The organism is Nocardia sp. FBN12 (assembly GCF_054031145.1).
This window is the reverse complement of sequence record NZ_CM132926.1, coordinates 6,081,931-6,099,171: the sequence shown is the minus strand read 5'-3', so window position 1 is coordinate 6,099,171 and position 17,241 is coordinate 6,081,931. Positions and strand designations below refer to the sequence as shown.

20 protein-coding genes are annotated in these 17,241 nt (G+C 67.7%); 12 read left to right on the top strand and 8 right to left on the bottom strand.

Going from position 1 to position 17,241, the window contains the following annotated elements; translation table 11 throughout:
- Positions 1–15: 15 nt before the first annotated feature.
- Genes ACWZHB_RS28790 through ACWZHB_RS28780 form a run of 3 tightly spaced genes read right to left on the bottom strand, consistent with a single transcriptional unit; the run spans position 16 to position 2,209 of the window.
- The gene (locus ACWZHB_RS28790) at positions 16–783 is read right to left on the bottom strand and encodes a glycerophosphodiester phosphodiesterase (RefSeq protein WP_427904894.1); all 768 of its coding nucleotides are present in this window, start codon (positions 781–783) and stop codon (positions 16–18) included.
- Positions 780–1,820: a DUF4328 domain-containing protein gene (locus ACWZHB_RS28785; RefSeq protein WP_427904893.1), complete on the bottom strand. Its 1,041-nt coding sequence runs from the start codon at positions 1,818–1,820 to the stop codon at positions 780–782. The genes ACWZHB_RS28790 and ACWZHB_RS28785 overlap by 4 nt, the downstream gene beginning before the upstream one ends.
- Positions 1,821–1,849: 29 nt before the next feature.
- Positions 1,850–2,209 carry a rhodanese-like domain-containing protein gene (locus ACWZHB_RS28780; protein ID WP_427904892.1) on the bottom strand — a complete coding sequence of 120 codons (360 nt, stop codon included), beginning with the start codon at positions 2,207–2,209 and terminating at the stop codon, positions 1,850–1,852.
- 335 nt (positions 2,210–2,544) lie between these two features.
- Here ACWZHB_RS28780 and ACWZHB_RS28775 point away from each other — a divergent pair, with 335 nt between their 5' ends.
- From ACWZHB_RS28775 to ACWZHB_RS28760, 4 genes are all read left to right on the top strand, one after another.
- Positions 2,545–3,156: a hypothetical protein gene (locus ACWZHB_RS28775; RefSeq protein ID WP_427904891.1), complete on the top strand. Its 612-nt coding sequence runs from the start codon at positions 2,545–2,547 to the stop codon at positions 3,154–3,156.
- 235 nt (positions 3,157–3,391) lie between these two features.
- Complete coding sequence (locus ACWZHB_RS28770; RefSeq protein WP_194825332.1) at positions 3,392–4,015, top strand: superoxide dismutase; 624 nt, start codon at positions 3,392–3,394, stop codon at positions 4,013–4,015.
- A gap of 153 nt (positions 4,016–4,168) precedes the next feature.
- A complete protein-coding gene (locus ACWZHB_RS28765) occupies positions 4,169–4,696 on the top strand; it encodes a peptidase (RefSeq protein ID WP_266294923.1) in 528 nt (175 codons plus the stop codon).
- A gap of 373 nt (positions 4,697–5,069) precedes the next feature.
- Positions 5,070–5,774, top strand: a complete 705-nt coding sequence (locus ACWZHB_RS28760) for a TMEM165/GDT1 family protein (RefSeq protein ID WP_427904890.1) — start codon at positions 5,070–5,072, stop codon at positions 5,772–5,774.
- A gap of 45 nt (positions 5,775–5,819) precedes the next feature.
- Here the strand turns inward: ACWZHB_RS28760 and ACWZHB_RS28755 are convergent, their stop codons facing one another.
- Both ACWZHB_RS28755 and ACWZHB_RS28750 read right to left on the bottom strand, forming a co-directional pair.
- A complete protein-coding gene (locus tag ACWZHB_RS28755; RefSeq protein ID WP_427904889.1) occupies positions 5,820–6,458 on the bottom strand; it encodes a TetR/AcrR family transcriptional regulator in 639 nt (212 codons plus the stop codon).
- The gene (locus ACWZHB_RS28750; protein WP_427904888.1) at positions 6,455–7,333 is read right to left on the bottom strand and encodes an SDR family NAD(P)-dependent oxidoreductase; all 879 of its coding nucleotides are present in this window, start codon (positions 7,331–7,333) and stop codon (positions 6,455–6,457) included. Before ACWZHB_RS28750 ends, ACWZHB_RS28755 begins: the two co-directional genes overlap by 4 nt.
- A gap of 149 nt (positions 7,334–7,482) precedes the next feature.
- Here ACWZHB_RS28750 and ACWZHB_RS28745 point away from each other — a divergent pair, with 149 nt between their 5' ends.
- Complete coding sequence (locus tag ACWZHB_RS28745) at positions 7,483–8,250, top strand: SDR family NAD(P)-dependent oxidoreductase (protein WP_427904887.1); 768 nt, start codon at positions 7,483–7,485, stop codon at positions 8,248–8,250.
- 98 nt (positions 8,251–8,348) lie between these two features.
- Here ACWZHB_RS28745 and ACWZHB_RS28740 read toward each other — a convergent pair whose 3' ends face one another.
- The 3 genes from ACWZHB_RS28740 to ACWZHB_RS28730 form a co-directional block, all read right to left on the bottom strand.
- Positions 8,349–8,798: a GNAT family N-acetyltransferase gene (locus ACWZHB_RS28740; RefSeq protein ID WP_427904886.1), complete on the bottom strand. Its 450-nt coding sequence runs from the start codon at positions 8,796–8,798 to the stop codon at positions 8,349–8,351.
- Between the two features lie 103 nt (positions 8,799–8,901).
- Positions 8,902–10,863 carry a molecular chaperone HtpG gene (htpG, locus tag ACWZHB_RS28735; protein WP_427904885.1) on the bottom strand — a complete coding sequence of 654 codons (1,962 nt, stop codon included), beginning with the start codon at positions 10,861–10,863 and terminating at the stop codon, positions 8,902–8,904.
- A gap of 13 nt (positions 10,864–10,876) precedes the next feature.
- Positions 10,877–12,481: a TM0106 family RecB-like putative nuclease gene (locus tag ACWZHB_RS28730; protein WP_427909336.1), complete on the bottom strand. Its 1,605-nt coding sequence runs from the start codon at positions 12,479–12,481 to the stop codon at positions 10,877–10,879.
- A gap of 244 nt (positions 12,482–12,725) precedes the next feature.
- Between ACWZHB_RS28730 and ACWZHB_RS28725 the strand changes: the two genes are divergently transcribed.
- The 7 genes from ACWZHB_RS28725 to rraA all read left to right on the top strand — a co-directional run bounded on the left by ACWZHB_RS28725 (position 12,726) and on the right by rraA (position 17,228).
- A complete protein-coding gene (locus tag ACWZHB_RS28725; protein WP_427904884.1) occupies positions 12,726–13,400 on the top strand; it encodes a DUF6474 family protein in 675 nt (224 codons plus the stop codon).
- Between the two features lie 8 nt (positions 13,401–13,408).
- Positions 13,409–13,981, top strand: a complete 573-nt coding sequence (locus ACWZHB_RS28720) for a hypothetical protein (RefSeq protein ID WP_427904883.1) — start codon at positions 13,409–13,411, stop codon at positions 13,979–13,981.
- Positions 13,982–14,022: 41 nt separating this feature from the next.
- Entirely contained in the window at positions 14,023–14,676 is a 654-nt protein-coding gene (locus ACWZHB_RS28715; RefSeq protein WP_427904882.1) for a YcnI family copper-binding membrane protein, read from the top strand.
- Positions 14,677–14,738: 62 nt separating this feature from the next.
- On the top strand, positions 14,739–15,254 hold the full coding sequence (locus ACWZHB_RS28710) for a copper resistance CopC family protein (protein WP_427909335.1): 516 nt from the start codon (positions 14,739–14,741) through the stop codon (positions 15,252–15,254).
- Positions 15,255–15,260: 6 nt separating this feature from the next.
- Positions 15,261–16,205 carry a CopD family protein gene (locus ACWZHB_RS28705; protein ID WP_427904881.1) on the top strand — a complete coding sequence of 315 codons (945 nt, stop codon included), beginning with the start codon at positions 15,261–15,263 and terminating at the stop codon, positions 16,203–16,205.
- A 65-nt stretch (positions 16,206–16,270) separates the two neighbouring features.
- A complete protein-coding gene (locus tag ACWZHB_RS28700; RefSeq protein WP_427904880.1) occupies positions 16,271–16,726 on the top strand; it encodes an SRPBCC family protein in 456 nt (151 codons plus the stop codon).
- Positions 16,727–16,739: 13 nt separating this feature from the next.
- The gene (gene rraA, locus ACWZHB_RS28695) at positions 16,740–17,228 is read left to right on the top strand and encodes a ribonuclease E activity regulator RraA (RefSeq protein ID WP_427904879.1); all 489 of its coding nucleotides are present in this window, start codon (positions 16,740–16,742) and stop codon (positions 17,226–17,228) included.
- The last annotated feature ends 13 nt before the right edge of the window (positions 17,229–17,241 follow it).

Sequence of the window (17,241 nt, the reverse complement as noted above, 5' to 3'; positions counted from 1 at the left end):
CCAGGCCGCGTCCGGTCAGACTCCGGCGAGTAGAGCTTTGGTGCGACCGGGGTGGTTGGTCGCGACCCAGCTGACGCCGAGGTCGGCGCACAACGTCACGTCTTCGGGATCGTCAACGGTCCAGCAGTAGGTGGCCCGGCCCGCCGCGGCGGCCTTGTCGACCAGTTCGGGATGCTCGCGCAGGGTTTTCACCGACGGGCCCACCGCCGTCGCGCCGACCGTGGTGGCCGCGCCCCCGCCGAGGAATCGCGACGATTCGCCCAGCAGCACCGTCGGCAGCAGCGGCGCGGCACGGCGGATCCGCCAGACCGCGGTCGCGGCGAACGACATCACCACCGCACGGGAATGGTCGGCCGACGCGGGCGTGGCGATGCCGAAACGCTGGAGTTCGGCGAGCACCTTGTTCTCCACCAGGGCGCCGTAGCGCACCGGGTGCTTGGTCTCGATGAACAGCTTGGTCGGGCGGGTGCGCCAGTCGAGGACCAGGCCGATCAGATCACTGAGCGCGAGCACGCCCTGTGGCTGTTCCTCGGTGCCGAAGTTCATGTCGCGCAACTCGTCCAGCGTGAGTTCGCTGACCAGCCCGGTGGCATCGGCGGTGCGGTCGACGGTGCGATCGTGCACGCAGACCAGGTGACCGTCGCGGGTGAGCCGGACGTCGCATTCGACACCGTCGGCGCCCTCCTGCAGGGCTAGCTCGTACGCGGCGAGGGTGTGCTCGGGCTTCGCCGCGGACGCGCCGCGATGCGCCACCACGAAGGGTGGGCGATTGCTCTGGCTCACTTGGCCACGACCTCCTCCTGCGTATTCTCGCCTGTCCGGACAGAATCCGCGCGTTCGACCTCATCGTGCCCGGCGTTGTCGCGCACCGCGACGGCGCCCGGCTCGACCGGCGCGATAACGACCTCGGCGGGATCGGCCGCCATCACCCAGCGATGCGCCGACCTGACCTCGCCACGCAGGTCACGGCCTTCCAGCGTGCGCACCATCCACAGCGTGAGCACCGCGAAGCCGGCCGCGCACAGGTTGGTGAAACCGGTGAACGAGACGCCGTCGGCCTCGGCCTGCAGGGTCGACGCGTCGCGCCACAGCGTCGCCGCGAGCAACAGCAGTCCGCTGAACACCCAAGCGGCCCACCAGATCCGCACCGCCCGCCGCGAACGCGGATCAGGGTCGCCGCCGAGTAGTTCGATGAGGAAAACGCCCGGCCAGATCAGATTCACGCCCGGCACAAGGCAGCCCGCGATCAGCGACCACCGCCTGCGCGGATCGCGCTTGCCGTAGGCCGTGAACACGATCGTGCGCGCTTCGATCAGCCAGGCGACCAGCGATACGGCCGCCACCAGCGCACAGATCGGCGCGATGACGCCGAACACCAGCACCGTCGCGTCGGAGATCGACAGCAGCCAGCCGGGGATGAGCCGGGCGCGGTTCTGCAACAGGATCAGGTAGCGGCCGTATTCGGCGAGGCCGGCGAGCAGGAACGCGATCGTGGTGGCGACCAGCAGCCGGTCGCGGCGGGCGGCGAGGCCGCGCAGCGGGCGCTCCGGCGCGGGGGACGCCGACGGCGGCGGATCGAGCAGACCCCAGCGCGGGGTCTCGGTGTAGCGCGGAGTGGGCCCGAGGGGGGCCGGGGTGGTCGCGCCCGCCTTACGGGTGCGATGGTCGGGTCGGCGCGCGACCCAGCGGTAGTTGCGCTGGGCGGGCGGCGCGTCGACCTTGCCGGGCGAGAGCAGCACCCCTCGGCAGCGCGGGCACCAGTGCATCGGCGCGCCCTGCACGGCCCACCGCGCACCACAGCGTGCACATGGTTGCACCACCGAACTCACCCGCGCACCCCGCTTCCGGACTAGTAGATCTTGGCTTCGTGGTCGCCGTCGGCGACCACCGGGCGGCCGGTCTGCTGCCAGGCCACCATGCCCCCCGCGACGTTGACCGCTTCGTACCCGATGTGGGCCAGATACCGGACGACCTCGATGGACCGGCCACCCTGCCTGCACACGATGTAGAGCTCGGCGTCGATATCGAGCTCGTCGAGGCGGGCGGGCACGTCGACCATCGGGATGTGGATCGCGCCCGGCGCGTGCCCGAGGTTCCATTCGTCGGGTTCGCGCACGTCGAGCAGCTGCGCGCCCGGCGCCGGGTCCGCGTCGTCGAACGCGGCGGGTACCGCACCCACCGGCACGGTGGGGACATCGGAGCTCGTCACGCCTCGATCCTGCCATGCCACGCGCATCGCCGGGCGAGCCTGTGCGAGGACGAGGTGTCGCGCGGGCCTCAGCTATCGGTCAGCACACAGTCAACGGGAACCGGCTGCCGACGACGCCGACAGCCGGGTGGAACCAGCCGGGAACGACCGATCCGGGACTCCCCTCCATGTCATCCCGGAGCGGTCGTTCGCCGCTGACGTCGGGATTCGTGGAGCGTGTTTGTCCCGACATCTACTTGGACGCAAGCGGGACCGATTCGGTTCCATAAAAACGAGAACACTAGAGAAAATCTTAAATCCTGGGATCTGGGCGGCCAGATCGGTAGCCTGGGCGCATGAACGTGAGCAGGGGGCTACTCGACAGTTTCGACATCAACGGCTTGAATACCGCTTTGTCCGAATCCACGTGTCTAGGGGTAGAAGTGGATGCCGCGGCGGGACGGCTGCAACTCGCTCTCGAGGTGCTGACGTTACCCACGGATGGACCCGCGCCGATCGACGCGAAAGTTCTGCTCACCTTTACCGGAGTCACCCGCGTCGCGGCCTCCCTGCGCATCCAGCGCTGGGACGACGTCGACGCCCGCGTGCTCCCGCTGAGCCTCGACCAGCTCGACGAGGCCATCGAGAGCTTCGGCGGCGGCGGGCTGCACGGGTGGGAGTTCATCGATCTCGACGACAGTGGCTGGACGCTGTGGAGCGAGTTGCTCAGCTTCGACACTGTGCTCGATCAGCGCATCGCCGCCCACGTCATCGAGTTCTCCCAGGAGGAGGGCATCGACCCGCGCGAACTCGATGTGCGCGTGTGGTTCGACAAGATCTCGGTCACCGACACCGCGGGGCGCGAGATTCCGATGAACGAGTTCATCGAGGGTGGGCAGCGCTGGTGGGACGCGCACGCCACCGGAGACGCGCGGGCCAGCAAGGCCGACATCGCACCGCCGCTGTAGTTTTGGAGCGCTGGCGCGCTCGAGCGGGGCCCTTCGGGCCCCTGATCTTCCCTCCCTCCGGGCACTCCTTCGTCGCACCCTCCACTCAGTCCAGATCAGGGCGGGCCCCTTCGGGCGAGACCTACAGGGAATGCGGGGGCAAGGTGCGCGGGTTGCACGGGGCGGGTGTACGAATGATGGTTGGTGTTGTCGTCCGAACTGGGCGCGCACAGCCCGACACACGGAAAGGGACATCGTGGCCGTCTACACGCTGCCAGAACTGGATTACGACTTCGGCGCACTGGAGCCGCACATCTCCGGTGAGATCAACGAGATCCACTACACCAAGCACCACGCCGCCTACGTCGCAGGCGCGAACAAGGCACTCGAGCAGCTCGAGGAAGCCCGTGAGTCCGGCGACCTGGCTGCCATTCTCCTGCTGGAGAAGAACCTGGCCTTCCACCTCGGTGGCCACTACAACCACTCGGTGTGGTGGAAGAACCTCTCCCCCAACGGTGGCGACCAGCCGGACGGCGACCTGGCCGCGGCCATCGCCGACCAGTTCGGCTCGTTCGACAAGTTCCGCGCGCAGTTCACCGCTGCCGCGAACGGCCTGCAGGGCTCCGGCTGGGCCGTCCTGGGTTACGACACCCTCGGCCAGAAGCTGCTGACCTTCCAGCTGTACGACCAGCAGGCCAACGTGCCGACCGGCATCATCCCGCTGCTGCAGGTCGACATGTGGGAGCACGCCTTCTACCTGCAGTACAAGAACGTCAAGGCCGATTACGTGACCGCGTTCTGGAACGTCGTCAACTGGGCTGACGTGCAGGACCGCTTCGCCCGGGCCGTCGGCCAGGGCAAGGGCCTCATCTTCGGGTGAGTTAAGCCTTTCAACGGGCCCGCATGCGATTTTCGCGTGCGGGCCCGTTGTCGTTTTGCCCGATTAGCACTCATTGGTACTTGTGTGCCAGATGGGTATAGGGCTATTCCTGTGGTACGGGCATAGTCGCCCCCGGTAGTTCGGGAGGCCATCATGAATACACAGGGTCCGATCGGGATCACGCCATTTCAGGCACGTGGACGACTGAGCGGGTTCGTGGTGTCGGGGCGGTGGCCGGACACCACCAAGGAATGGGCACAGGTGCTGGTGCTGGCCGTGCGGGTGGCGTCGATGCCGGGCCTGCTGGTGACCACCACGGTGTTCGGGGTGCGCGAGGAGCTGCCCGACGACCCGGAACCGGGCACGGTGGGGCTGGTGATGGCGGAGGGGCCGGTGCTCGGGGACGAGGCGATCGAACCCGGCCGGTTCGCCGCGCACACCCCGCCCGCGCTGCTGATGCTGCATCCGCCGTCGGAGACGCGCCCCTCACTGCCCGAATGCGCGGGCGCGGCCTCGGGCTGCGTGCTGCTGCCCGGCGTACCACACCTCGGCCTGGAACATCGCGCGGCGTGGGCCGAGGCCGAACTCGACGGCACGATCACCTCGCTGGTGAGCCGCGTCGGGATGGATCTGATCAGCGATCCCGATACTGCCGTGCTAGCAATGCTGCTGGCCGCCTGAGTATTTCGTCGACGACGGTCCGGCGAATGCTCGGCAACGGGTCTGCGTGGTGCTGAAATCAGGGAAACCCAACAATCACCACCGCACACCCAAACTTATTGTGCCCATTGCGATTTGGATTACCAGGACTTGGCATACCGGGAGCTACCGGGCTACAGTGGGAAACAGCGAAGGGGAGTAGCCCGCAATCGCGCAGTCGACATACTGATCGCCGCCGTACGGCGCGGTCCGGCTGCGTGAACCGGTAACCACCGGTGGGCGAGACCTTCGGCCACGAACCGATCCGTCGACCGGTGTGGCTGAAGGCGGCTTGCGACATTCGAAAGCACGGTCTCTCAGCCACAGGCCGGAGTATTTCCTGGGAGCTGACTTCATGATCGCCACGATCGTATTGAGCTTCGGCGTGCTCTTCCTCGCCGAACTCGGCGACAAATCGCAACTCATGGCGCTGACCTTCTCGCTTCGCTACCGCTGGTGGGTGGTCCTGGCCGGCATCAGCGTGGCCAGCGTCGCCGTGAACCTCATCGCCGCGGGCGTCGGCCATTTCCTCGGCACCGCCCTGCCCGCGAACGCCATCGCCGTCGTCACCGCACTCACCCTGCTGGTAGTCGGCCTCTGGACCCTGCGCGACGCGCTGACCAGCGATAACAATGCCGAACAAGCTCCCGAGCCGCCGAGTACCCGCAACGCCTTCCTCGTCGTCATCTCCGCGTTCACCCTCGCCGAACTCGGCGACCGCACCATGTTCGCCGCCGCCGCCCTCGCCTCCAGCAACAACTGGCTGGCCGTGTGGATCGGCTCGGTCGCCGGCATGGTCGCCGCGGGCGCCCTGGCGATCCTGGTCGGCAAGATCGCGGGCAAGCACCTGCCCGAACGTGGCATCGCCATCGCCTCCGGCCTGCTGTTCCTGTTCTTCGCGGGCAAGACCGTCCTCGACGCCTTCGTGCCCTCGCTGGGTGGTTGGGGTTCGGTGGCGACCGCCCTGATCGCCCCTGCGGTGCTCGGCGTCGGCGTCCTGGTGTGGCGCAAGCGCAGGCAGTCCGCCGTGCGCACCGAGCTCACCGACATCGCGAGCTGAATTCGCGAAGGTGGGCCATCCAGTTTCGGGGCTCAGCCGGAAAAGCTAGGCGAAGGCGTTGCCGTAGAGGGTGCCTGAGCGGCTGGCCAGCGCGATCAGCTGGTCTTTGATGCCGCGCAGGCTTTCCGGGTCGTCGGCGGCGATGCGGCCGGTGACCATGGCGCCGATGGCGGCGGCCAGGGTCGCGCAGGCGAAGCGCTGGTCGTCGGATTCGGCGCCGAGCATGGCGGCCACCACCTCGACGAAACGATGCTGCAAGGCCATTCGCGCCTCGATGGCCGACGGGCCGACCGCGTAGACCTCCACCAGGAACAGGCGGGCCGAGGCGGGGTCGTCGATCATATGGTCGAAGTAGACGGTGAGGATGCGGTCCATTCTGGTGAGCGCGTCGGTGTCGGCGCACTCGGCGATCACGGTCTGGAGCTTTTCGGCCAGCACGCTCGACACCCGGTCGAAGGCCGCGTTGAAGCAGTCCTCCTTGGAGCGGAACAGCTCGTAGAAGGTTTCCCGTGAAACCCCGGCCCGCTTGAGAACGGCCGCGACCGGCGTGCCGACGTAGCCGCCGACGGTCATCGCCTCACCCATCGCGACGAGAATGCGTTCCCGTTGCGAGGCGACGACTTCTTCGCGCGAGAGATGGTGCCGTCCACGCGGAAGTTGCTGCCGCAGGGTCGAATCGCTCATGCTTGCCGTTCCATTCTGCGGGGTCGGGCGGGCTGATCGGTGGTGAACGGGACGTCCTCGGTGCGGGCGATGTCGATGGCGCGGGCCAGGCGGTCGCCCTGCACCCGTTGCACGACCAGTTGAGCGAGCAGCCGGAACGGCCGCACCAACGCGACCCACCACGGCGAGACAACGGTCTTGCGTCGTCGCGCGATGGCTCGTTCCAGCGCTTCGACCGCGGGTCCGATCGGTGAGATCCCGGTCAGGCTGGTGTCCCCCAGCACGGTGTGCGCGGCGGCCGTACCGAATCCGCGCACCGTCATGTCGGTGTCGATGCCGGCGAAATAGCTGACGCCCACCTTGGCTCCGGTCGAGCGCAGTTCCGCGCGCAGCGTGGCGCCGAGCGAGGCCACCGCCGCCGCCGAGGCGCTGTAAGCCCCGCCGAGCGGCAGCTGCACGGCTGTGGAGATCGACGACATCATCAGCACATACCCACCCGGATGCGAAAGATGCGCCCCCGCCGCCGACACTGTGTACGCGACCCCGAGCACGTTCACCGCGAGGGTCTCCTCTAGCACCGACAGATCCCCGCCGATCATCGCCATCTGCTTGGCGACCCCCGCGTTGGCCACCAGCACATCGAGCCCGCCGAGTTCGCCGACCAACGCCTCGACCACCCGTTCGACCTGTCCCCGATCGGCCACATCGCAATACCGCCACGGCACATCACCGCATTCGGCGGCCACCTCGGCCAGCAGTTCGGGTTCCAGCCCGAGCAGCGCGACATGGGCCCCGCGGGCGGCCAACCTACGAGCGAGCGCGGCACCGATCCCGCGAGCGGCCCCGGTGATCAGGACCTTACGTCCGGCCACCGAAGGACCGGCGAACGATCTCATGACGGCACGCTACCACCGGTAAACACCGGTGTTCACGACGATTTCCGCACACCTCCGGATGGGTGTTCCAGAGCACACCGGCGACGGGTTAGGGTGCCTTGTTGGCAAGCGGCACAATAAGCCGCGTATCACCTACAGATTGGACCGTCGTGGAGATTTCGGGTTCCGCCGCCATTGTCACCGGAGGGGCCTCCGGCCTCGGTGCCGCCACCGCCAAGCGCCTGGCCGATGCGGGCGCCACAGTCTTCGGACTTGACGTTCCCGCGTCCATCGAGCGCGCGGGCGACAACGTCCCCGCCGGCGTCACCCTGATCGCGGCCGACGTGACCAGTGGCGACGAGGTCGCCGCCGCGATCGCCCAGGTCACCGAGGGCCCGGCGCCGCTGCGCATCGTGGTCAACTGTGCCGGTGTCGGCTGGGCGGGGCGCATCCTGTCCAAGAACGGCCCGCACGATCTGGAGCTGTTCCGCACCGTCATCACCGTGAACCTGCTCGGCACGTTCAACGTGATGCGCCTGGCCGCCGATGCCATCGCCAAGACCGAGCCGGTCGACGAGTTCGGCCAGCGTGGCGTGGTCGTCAACACCGCCTCGGTCGCGGCCTTCGAAGGCCAGATCGGCCAGATCGCCTACTCCGCGTCCAAGGGTGGTGTCCACGGCATGACCGTGCCTGCGGCCCGTGACCTCGCCCAGTTCGGCATCCGCGTCAACACCATCGCCCCCGGCATCATCGACACCCCGATGCTGGCCGGCGTCACCCCCGAATACCGCGCCGGCCTCGAAGCAGGCGTCCCGTTCCCCTCCCGCCTCGGCCGCCCCGACGAGTACGCCCAGCTCGTGGAGTACATCGCGTCGCACGACTACCTCAACGGCGAGACCATTCGCATGGACGGCGCCCTGCGCATGGCCCCGCGCTAGAGGTCGGCTGTTCAACGGCGCCTCGCTCACCGAGCGGGGCGCCGTTCGCCTTTCGTGGGGCACACCCGCATACTGCTCACCCCGAGGAGACCGGCTGGCTACACGGGCCGGGTGAAGGTGATCAGGGATCTGCCTGGGCCGTTGTAGTTGGGGATGGGGCCGGTGACGGTGAAGCCGAGGCTGCGGTGGAAGTCGATCGAGGTGTAGTTGGCGGGGGAAGTTATGGCGGTGACGGTGGTGCGGTTGTCGGAGCGGGCGATGGTGAAGAACGCTTCGTAGAGGGTTCTGCCCAGGCCGGCTTTACGGGCATCCGGGCGGACGGCGACGAAGTGGATATAGGCGGTGTAGGGGTCGGACGGCGAGCCGAAACCCACCAGGAAACCGGAGATTCCGTTGTCGTCGGAGGCGATCAGGCTGGTCCGGTGGAAGTGGTCGAGGAACATGCGTGGGAGGTTGTGGACCGCGGCCCTGCCCCACCAGTTGTCGACTACGCCGATGATCTTGTCGTAGTCGTCGGGTCTCGCCCGACGAATCTTGTGCCCCACCATCACTCAATGGTGGACCTGATGTGAGTTGTCAGCACCAGAATTGCTGGTGAACAAAACTGCCCGCTGCCGGAATCGGCAGCGGGCAGTCTCTGGAACTTCTAGCTCAGACCGTGCGGGTCAGGCGCTCGGTGAGGAGCTGGGCGAAGCGGGCGGGATCCTTGAGTTCGCCGCCCTCGGCGAGAACCGCTGTGCCGTAGAGCAGCTCGGCGGTTTCGGCGAGCTCGGGAACCTTGCCTTCGTCGGCATCGGACTTGCGGGCGTCGTAGGCGTCGCGCAGACCCGTCACCAGGGGGTGGGTCGGGTTGAGCTCGAGGATGCGCTTGGACTCCGGCAGGGCCTGGCCCGAGGCGCGGTACATGCGCTCGAGCATCGGGGTGAAGTCGTAGACGTCGCCGACCAGGCAGGCGGGTGAGGTGGTGAGGCGGTTGGTGAGGCGGACTTCCTTGGCGACGTCGCCGAGAGTGCCACCCAGCCAGCCCAGCAGGTCGCCGAAGTCCTTGTCCTGCTGTTCGCGCAGGGCTTCGGTTTCCTTCTTCTCGTCCTCGGTTTCCAGGTCGACCTCGCCCTTGGCGATGGACTGGAACGTCTTGCCCTGGAATTCCGGAACCGAACCGACCCACATCTCGTCGACCGGATCGGTGAGGATCAGCACCTCGCGCCCCTTGGCCGTGAAGGCCTCCAGGTGCGGCGAATTCTCCACCTGCGCACGGCTTTCGCCGGTCATGTAGTAGATCGACTCCTGGCCGTCCTTCATCCGCTCCACGTACTGGGCGAGCGTGGTGAGCTCGGACTCCGACGCGGTGGACGCGAAAGACGAGACGGTGAGCAGGGTTTCGCGGTTGTCGGTGTCGGAGAGCAAGCCCTCCTTGAGGACTCGGCCGAACTGGGCCCAGAACGTCTGGTACCTGGTCTGATCCTCGGCGCCCTGCATGTCCTTGACCGTGGACAGCACCTTCTTCACCAGGCGCTTGCGGATCATCTGGATCTGGCGGTCCTGCTGCAGGATCTCGCGCGAGACATTGAGCGAGAGGTCCTGCGCGTCGACCACGCCCTTGACGAAGCGCAGGTACTCCGGCATCAGCTCTTCGCAGTTGTCCATGATGAATACGCGACGCACGTAGAGCTGCACACCGCGCTTGTGCTCACGGGTGAACAGGTCGAACGGCGCGATCGACGGGATGAACAGCAGCGCTTGGTATTCGAAGGTGCCTTCGGCCTTCATCGGGATGATCTCGAGCGGCTCGTCCCAGGCGTGGCTGACGTGGTGGTAGAACTCCTTGTACTCCTCGTCGGTCACCTCGCCGCGCGGCCGCGTCCACAACGCCTTCTGCGAGTTGAGGATCTGGTCCTCGACGATGGTCTTGTCGACCTTGTCCTCGCCCTCCCCCTCGGTCACCGTGCGCTCGACCTGCATCCGGATCGGCCAGGCGATGAAGTCGGAGTACTTGCGGACGATCTCGCGCAGCTTCCATTCCTGCGTGTAATCGAAGAGGTGATCGTCTTCGTCGGCCGGCTTGAGCTCGAGGGTCACCGACGTGCCCTGCGGTGCGTCGGCGACGGTGTCGATCTCATAGGTCGAGCTCCCCGCGGCGGCGCTCCAGCGGGTGCCTTCGGCCTCGTCCGCCTTGCGGGTGGTGAGGACGACCCGGTCGGCGACCATGAAGGTGGAGTAGAAGCCGATGCCGAACTGGCCGATCAGCTCCTCGGCGGCGGCGTCGGACTTGGCCTCGGTCAGCTTGCGGCGCAGGTCGGCGGTGCCGGATTTGGCGAGGGTGCCGATCAGGTCGATCACTTCGGCGCGGGACATGCCGATGCCGTTGTCGCGGACGGTCAGGACACGCTTGTCCTGGTCGACCTCCAGCTCGATGTGCAGGTCGGAGGTGTCGGCGGCCAGGTCTTTGTCCTGGTAGGCGGCAAGCTTGAGCTTGTCGAGTGCGTCGGAAGCGTTCGAGATCAGCTCTCGCAGGAAGGTGTCTTTGTTGGAGTAGACCGAGTGGATCATCAGCTCGAGGAGCTGGTGGGTTTCGGCCTGGAACTCGAGGGTTTCGACGTGCTGCTCAGTCACGCCCCCGATGGTATTACCGCCCGAAATCCGCCAGTGAGGGCACCTCGGCTACAGCCCGCTTCGACATCCAATCGCGCAGCACCTGGGTGGCGCGGACATCGTCTTCGTTGTAGACGAACAGGCGGGTGCGCTGGGACAGGTCGATGTCGTCGTCGTAGCCGACCGCGCGGCGGTACCAGCCCATCGACGCCTCGCCACCGGCTTCCGGATCACGCCAGCCGAATCCGGCGACGGGGGCGATCTTCTTGAGGCCCTTGCCGTTCGGGCAGATGAACTGCTCGGTGACGGCCTGGAACATGTCGACCCATTCTTTCGAGTCGACGAAAGCGCGGACTTCCTCGTGGGTCGGGACGCCGGGGCGGCCGGCGAACCGGCGGGCCGACTCGTAGAGCCACTTGTCCTCGGCGGTGCGCGAATAGCAGTAGGCCGCAAAGGTTTTGCCCGCGGCGTGGGCTTCGGCGCGACGTTCCATCAGCCAGGTCCAGAACTCGCCGAACGAGCGGCCCTCGTCCTCGGTGGGCAGCGGATCCCAGGTGACGAACGGGCGGTAGACGTCGTCGAGCAGGGTGCCCCACAGGTAGGCGCCGTCCTCCTGATAGCTCTCCAGGTCGACGTCGATCTCCACATCCGCGCGACGTACGCTGACCTGCTCGAACCGGCGCACCAGCGGAGCGCCGTCGATCCAGGCGCGGGCGGTGACCACAGTTTCGGCGAACGGGCCGTGCTGCCAGTCGTCGGGGTCCTCGCCCTCCCAGGCGGCCAGTTCGTCGACGGTTTCGATGCCGTGCAGGCGCAGCACGTCGGCGCGTGAGCCCGGTGCCACCAGGCTCACATCCCGCATCTGCGCCAGCGTCGCCTCACAGCTGGGCTCAGCTGTGTCTGACTGCTGCGCGTCAGGACCGCGCACCCACCACGGGCACTGCCTGCACTCGGGCACCTTCGACGGCTGGGTGGGCAGTTCGCCGCGCACCACCGCGATCCGGTCGGCGTAGCGCTGGTCGTAATCGGCCAGCACGCTCGTCAGGTCGTGCACCAGGATGCGGTCGGCGACCAGTCCGATCGCCCCGCCGCTCAGGGCCGGGCTGGCCATGCCGTAGCGCTGCAACATCCGGTACAGGTGAGCGAGGCGCTGCTGGTCGCGCGGCTGCGGACGCAGTTTCACATGCTTGTCGCGCCGGGGCTGCCAGCGGAACAGGTCCGAGGTCATCGGGTGGAAATCGGCCGGGTCGGGCTTGCGCGGGTCGGTGACCTTGTGGTTGACCACGATGATCGGGATATAGCCGCCGCGGTCGGCGTCGCGCAGCAGGAATTCGACACCGCCGCGTCGACCGGTGTCGGCCTCCTGCGGCAGCAGTCCGCCCCAGATGCGCGGGGCGCCCGCCTCGATGGCGGCCATCGTCGCCGCGGCCTTGGCCGCGCCGCGCAGCTCCGGATCGATCACCACCCAGTCGCCGGGGGCGGCCGCGACCAGTTCGTCGCGGATCTTGATGCGATGGGCGGTGGCCGCGTCGCGACGCTGCTGTACGCCCGAATCCTCGCGAACCTCGGCGAGGATGCCCGGATTCTCGGCGTCGAGGCGAAGGCGATGTCGGCACCCGATCAGCGAGCGCGCGTCCAGGAAGGCGGCGCGGGTGCCCCCACCGTCGGCGCCGCGACCGGGCGCAGCGGAAGCGGGGACCGGGCTACGCACCGGCCCGCCGTCGAAGTCGTCCTCGGCTGCACGCACGCAAGCAGTATGGGCCTTACCCCCGACACAATGCCCAATCGCTACCCCCTTCCCACTACGCTAGGTAATAACGGCAGGCCGCTTCGGAGGCGGTGCTGCCTCATGACTTGGCGAGCATGACGGAGGGCCTGATCTCATGGGGTTGTTCAGCAAGCGGAAGCGGCGGCCGAGCCGACGCGCTGAGGCGAAAGCGCTCAAGCACAAAGCCGCGGTCGAGGCGAAGCTGGGCGCCAAGAACGAGCGCAAGGCGGCCAAGGCCGGTGAGCGCGTGAACCGGCGCACGGCCAAGGCACAGGCCCGCACGGCCGACAAGGTCGCCAAGGCGCAGATCGCGACCCTGCAGGCCGAGGAGAAGGCCGCGCAGAAGGCCGCGGCCAAGGCTGATCGCGAGCTGTTCAGCGCGAGTCAGATCCGCAAGTACATCGGGGTGGCCCGGGTCCTGATCCCGGTGCTGGCCCCGCTGGCCTATCGCGGCGCGACGATGGTGCGCGGACAACTCGACGCGCGCAAGGCGCAGCAGCTCGGTATCGGCATGGACCAGCTGAGCGAGTTCAGCGGGCACGGTGCGCGGCTGCAGGCCCGCATCACCAATACCGAGGAAGCCCTCGACAAGATCGCCGCCGACAAGGCAGGCGATGCCGACACCGAGAAGTTCGTCGCCGCGGCGCGCTCGCGCATGGCCGATCTGAACGTGGCGGTGCGCACGGCCGAGCAGATGCCCGCCGCGCGTCGCAAGGCTGTGCACGCGTCGATCTCGGCCGAGCTGGCCGTGCTCGAGAACGACGTGCTCGCCCGCCTCGGCGTTCGCTGATCCTGCTCGTGACCACGCCGCAGTTCGCCTCCCGCTTGCGCGGTGGTGGCTGCGGCGTACTCGTGGGCGGGCTGGCCGTCGCCGCGCACGGGATCGGCGGTGGCGCGGTGCCACGGTCGGCGGAAATCGCACTGCTGCTGCTGGTTTCGCTAGCTGCCGGTGTCATCGGCGGATCAGCGAAACCGGCCGCAGGGCGACGGTTGCCTGGTGATCCGCGCGACGGCGCGCTAGCACGCGGGAGCGCCCCCTCGGCCGCGCGAACAGCCTCGGCATTGCTCGCGGGGCAGTGGGCCGGGCACTTCGCGCTGTCGACATCACTAGACCATCACGGCGGTCTGCTGCATCTGCCGAGTTGGCCGATGATCGCGGCGCACCTGGGTGCGGCATTTGCCTGTGCCGCACTGATCTCGGTCGCCGAGCGGCTGTATCTCGTTGCGTCGAGCGTGCTTCGGGCGGTGCTCGGCTCACCGACGCCGGTGATCGCACCGCGCGCTGTGCGCTGGTCCGCCACAGCCACTTTCGCGCGAACCGCTCGTCCGAAGGGTGCGCGATGTCCGCGCGCGCCGCCGCTGTTCGCCTGATTCACGACGACATCAGAATTCTTCGGACGACAAGGCATTCCATGCACAACTTCATCACTCGTTCCACCGCAACCGCTGCTCTCGCAGCCGGTTTGGTGCTCGCCGCCTGCGGCTCCGCGGCCGCGCACGTCAGCGTCGAGGCGCCGGGCGCCGCCCAGGGCAAATACACCGTCGCCACCTTCAAGGTGCCGACCGAATCCGACACCGCGTCCACCACCGCATTGCGCGTCACCGTGCCGAATCTGAAAAGTGTTCGGACCGAGCCGATGCCGGGTTGGACCTCGACTGTCGAACGCAATGACAAGGGCGAATCGCTCGCCGTGGTGTGGACCGCCGCGCCCGGTAATCCGGGCGTCGGGCCGGGCCAGTTCCAGCGGTTCGTGCTCTCGATCGGGCCGCTGCCAACCCAGGACACCGTGAACTTCCCCGCGCAGCAGACCTATAGCGATGGCAAGGTCGTGGCCTGGGACCAGCCGAGCACCGGCGGCGCCGAGCCGGAGCACCCAGCGCCTTCGCTCACCCTGACCGCGAACGGCGGTGCCGAGGGCGGCGACCACCACGTCGCTTCAGCCGAATCCGCCGAGGCACAACCGGACAATGTCGCCCGTTGGCTGGGTGGCGCGGGCCTCGCGCTCGGACTTTTCGCCGCCGCGCTGGGCCTCGGCATCGTCGTGCGCTCCAGGAAGTCCTCATGACGGGCGGTGCGAACCACGTTGCTGCCGTGGATAACCCGGTGCGGCGGCGCACGCCGAGAAAGATGCTGGTCGCCTTACTGGCTGTGCTGTTCGCCTGCGCTTTCGCGGCGGCGGGTACGGCGAGCGCGCATTCGGGTGCGGTGAGCAGCGTTCCCGAGAACGGCTCGACGGTCGAGGCCGGACCGGCGCGGGCCAGTGTCACCTTCAATGAGGAACTGCAGCAGAACTTTCCGTCGCTGACCGTGGTCGGGCCGGACGGCAAGTTGTGGTCCAAGGGCAAGGCGCTCGTCGAAGGACGAAGTGTCAGTGTGGAAGTGGGTGAGCTCGGGCCGGTCGGCGAGTACACGATCGCGTTCCGGGTCACCTCGGCCGACGGTCATCCCGTCAGCGGGACAAGGACTTTCACGCTCAGCAAGGCAGGCACCGGCACCCCCGGCGCACGTCCGGGTGAGGACAAGACCGACGACGGCGGCGACGGTGGGGTGCCCGTGTGGGTGTTCGTCGCCGGCGGCGTAGTGCTGTTCGGTGCCGGTCTCGCGGTGGCGTTGCTCGGCGGCCGGTCCGGTCGCAAGAAGTAGTCGACGATGACGACCGGTCGCCGGGCACCCCGTGCTGCGCGCAAGCAGTGGCGAGTCCTGGTGCCGGTCGTCGTCGCGGCGCTGGCCGGGGTGGTGCTGGCCTGGATACTGCGCCACACCGGCGGGTTCGCATTGGTGGCGTTCGCGCGCGTACTCGCCGACGGTGCGGGCGCGGTCGTGCTCGGTCTGGCCGCGCTGCCCCGGCTCAACGACCGCCTCACGATCACCTGGCGCCCACTGGCCGCCCTCGCCGGGGTCTGGTTCGCCGCCGAATTCACCGTGCTCGTCTGCGAGGCCGCTGAAATCGTCGGCGTCCCCGTGACCCAGCTCGACGCGAGCGACTTCACCACTTTCCTCGGCCGGCTCAGTGGCGGCCAGATCGGCATCGCGATCCTGTTCTGCACCGGCGCGATCGCCTGCTACGCGGCCATGTCCTTCCGCCGCCCCGACACCGCATCGGCCGACCTGGTCCTGGTCTTCGCCGCGGTCGCGCTCTCGCTGCGCCCGATCACCGGGCACATGTCCCAGCAGATGCTCGGCTCGGTCCTGGCCGCGATCCACGCACTGGCCGCCGCCTGCTGGCTGGGCCTGCTCCTCGCCATGGTCCTCACCCTGCGCACCCGCGGCGAATGGGCCGCCACCCTCCCCCGCTATTCGACGATCGCGGCTCCACTGGTCGCCGTTGTCGCGGTCACCGGCCTGATCAACGGCTTGGTACGACTCGACGGCATCACCCCGTTACTGACCACGGGCTACGGACGAATCCTGCTGGCCAAGCTCACCATCCTGTGCGCCCTGGTCGCCCTCGGCTGGTGGTGGCGCCGAACCTGGGTCCGCAAAGCCGCCGACCACCGCGTCACCGCCGAGATCTCCCTGCGTAACGCGACAATCGAAGTGCTGGGAATGGCAGTAGCGTTCGGCCTGGCAGCGACCTTGGCAGTCACCGCTTAGTCGTCTCGGTCACGTTCGGCGTCGAGCGCCATTTCACCGAATGGGTACCGATTACAGTGATCGGCATGACCGAAGTGAGGATCGCCGAAGATTGCGCCGCGCCCGCCGAAGCAGCGTTCGCGTTCGTCAACGACTACCGCAATCTGCCGAAGTTCTGGTACGGCATCGAATCCTTCACCCCTGTCACCGCGCAGACCGACGGTCTCGGCGCGAAGTTCGACGGGAAGATGAAGCTCGGCCCCGCCTCGCTGACCTCGCGTATCGAGGTCGTCGGCTGGGAAGAGGGCCGGTTGATCGCCACCAAGTCGATCAAGGGCATCGAGATCGTCGCGACCTTCAATTTCATCCCCAAGGGTGAGATCGCGTGCACGGTGGACGCGGATATCAATTTCTCCGTCGGCGGCGGCATCGCGGGCAAGGTGCTGAGCAAGACCATCGAGCCGTTCGTGAAGATCGCCGTCCAGCACACCACCGACTCGCTCGTTCGCGAGATCGAAAAGTCACATGCCGATCAGGCCTGACACAATATCGACCATGACCGAATCAGCGAATGTTGTGGCCACCGCCGATCTGGCCGACGAGATCGGCCCCGAGATCCGTAGCTGCGATACGCAGTTCATCCAGTTCGGCGGCCGCGCCGAATTCGCGGGCCGGATCACCACGATCCGCTGCTTCCAGGACAACCTGCTGGTCAAGCAGACCCTGAGCACCCCCGGCGACGGCAAGGTGCTGGTCGTAGACGGCGGCGCGAGCGTCCACACCGCCCTCGTGGGCGACATCATCGCAGGCCGCGGCGTGGACAACGGCTGGGCCGGCGTCATCGTCAACGGCGCCGTCCGCGACTCCGCCATCCTGCGGACCCTCGAAATCGGCGTGAAGGCCCTTGGCACCAACCCCCGCAAGAGCACCCAAACCGGCACCGGCGAACAGGACGTCCCTGTCGAATTCGGCGGCATCACCTTCGTCCCCGGCGAAATGCTCTACAGCGACTCCGACGGCGTGGTCGTTCGCGCCGAGGACTGAGGCGACGCGGGTG

Coding starts and splice junctions, on each gene's coding strand:
- ACWZHB_RS28775 (WP_427904891.1), top strand. CDS start 2,545: ATGAACGTGAGCAGGGGGCTACTCGACAGTTTCGACATCAACGGCTTG.
- ACWZHB_RS28765 (WP_266294923.1), top strand. CDS start 4,169: ATGAATACACAGGGTCCGATCGGGATCACGCCATTTCAGGCACGTGGA.
- ACWZHB_RS28760 (WP_427904890.1), top strand. CDS start 5,070: ATGATCGCCACGATCGTATTGAGCTTCGGCGTGCTCTTCCTCGCCGAA.
- ACWZHB_RS28755 (WP_427904889.1), bottom strand. CDS start 6,458: ATGAGCGATTCGACCCTGCGGCAGCAACTTCCGCGTGGACGGCACCAT.
- ACWZHB_RS28750 (WP_427904888.1), bottom strand. CDS start 7,333: ATGAGATCGTTCGCCGGTCCTTCGGTGGCCGGACGTAAGGTCCTGATC.
- ACWZHB_RS28740 (WP_427904886.1), bottom strand. CDS start 8,798: ATGGTGGGGCACAAGATTCGTCGGGCGAGACCCGACGACTACGACAAG.
- ACWZHB_RS28725 (WP_427904884.1), top strand. CDS start 12,726: ATGGGGTTGTTCAGCAAGCGGAAGCGGCGGCCGAGCCGACGCGCTGAG.
- ACWZHB_RS28715 (WP_427904882.1), top strand. CDS start 14,023: ATGCACAACTTCATCACTCGTTCCACCGCAACCGCTGCTCTCGCAGCC.
- ACWZHB_RS28710 (WP_427909335.1), top strand. CDS start 14,739: ATGCTGGTCGCCTTACTGGCTGTGCTGTTCGCCTGCGCTTTCGCGGCG.
- ACWZHB_RS28705 (WP_427904881.1), top strand. CDS start 15,261: ATGACGACCGGTCGCCGGGCACCCCGTGCTGCGCGCAAGCAGTGGCGA.
- ACWZHB_RS28700 (WP_427904880.1), top strand. CDS start 16,271: ATGACCGAAGTGAGGATCGCCGAAGATTGCGCCGCGCCCGCCGAAGCA.
- rraA (WP_427904879.1), top strand. CDS start 16,740: ATGACCGAATCAGCGAATGTTGTGGCCACCGCCGATCTGGCCGACGAG.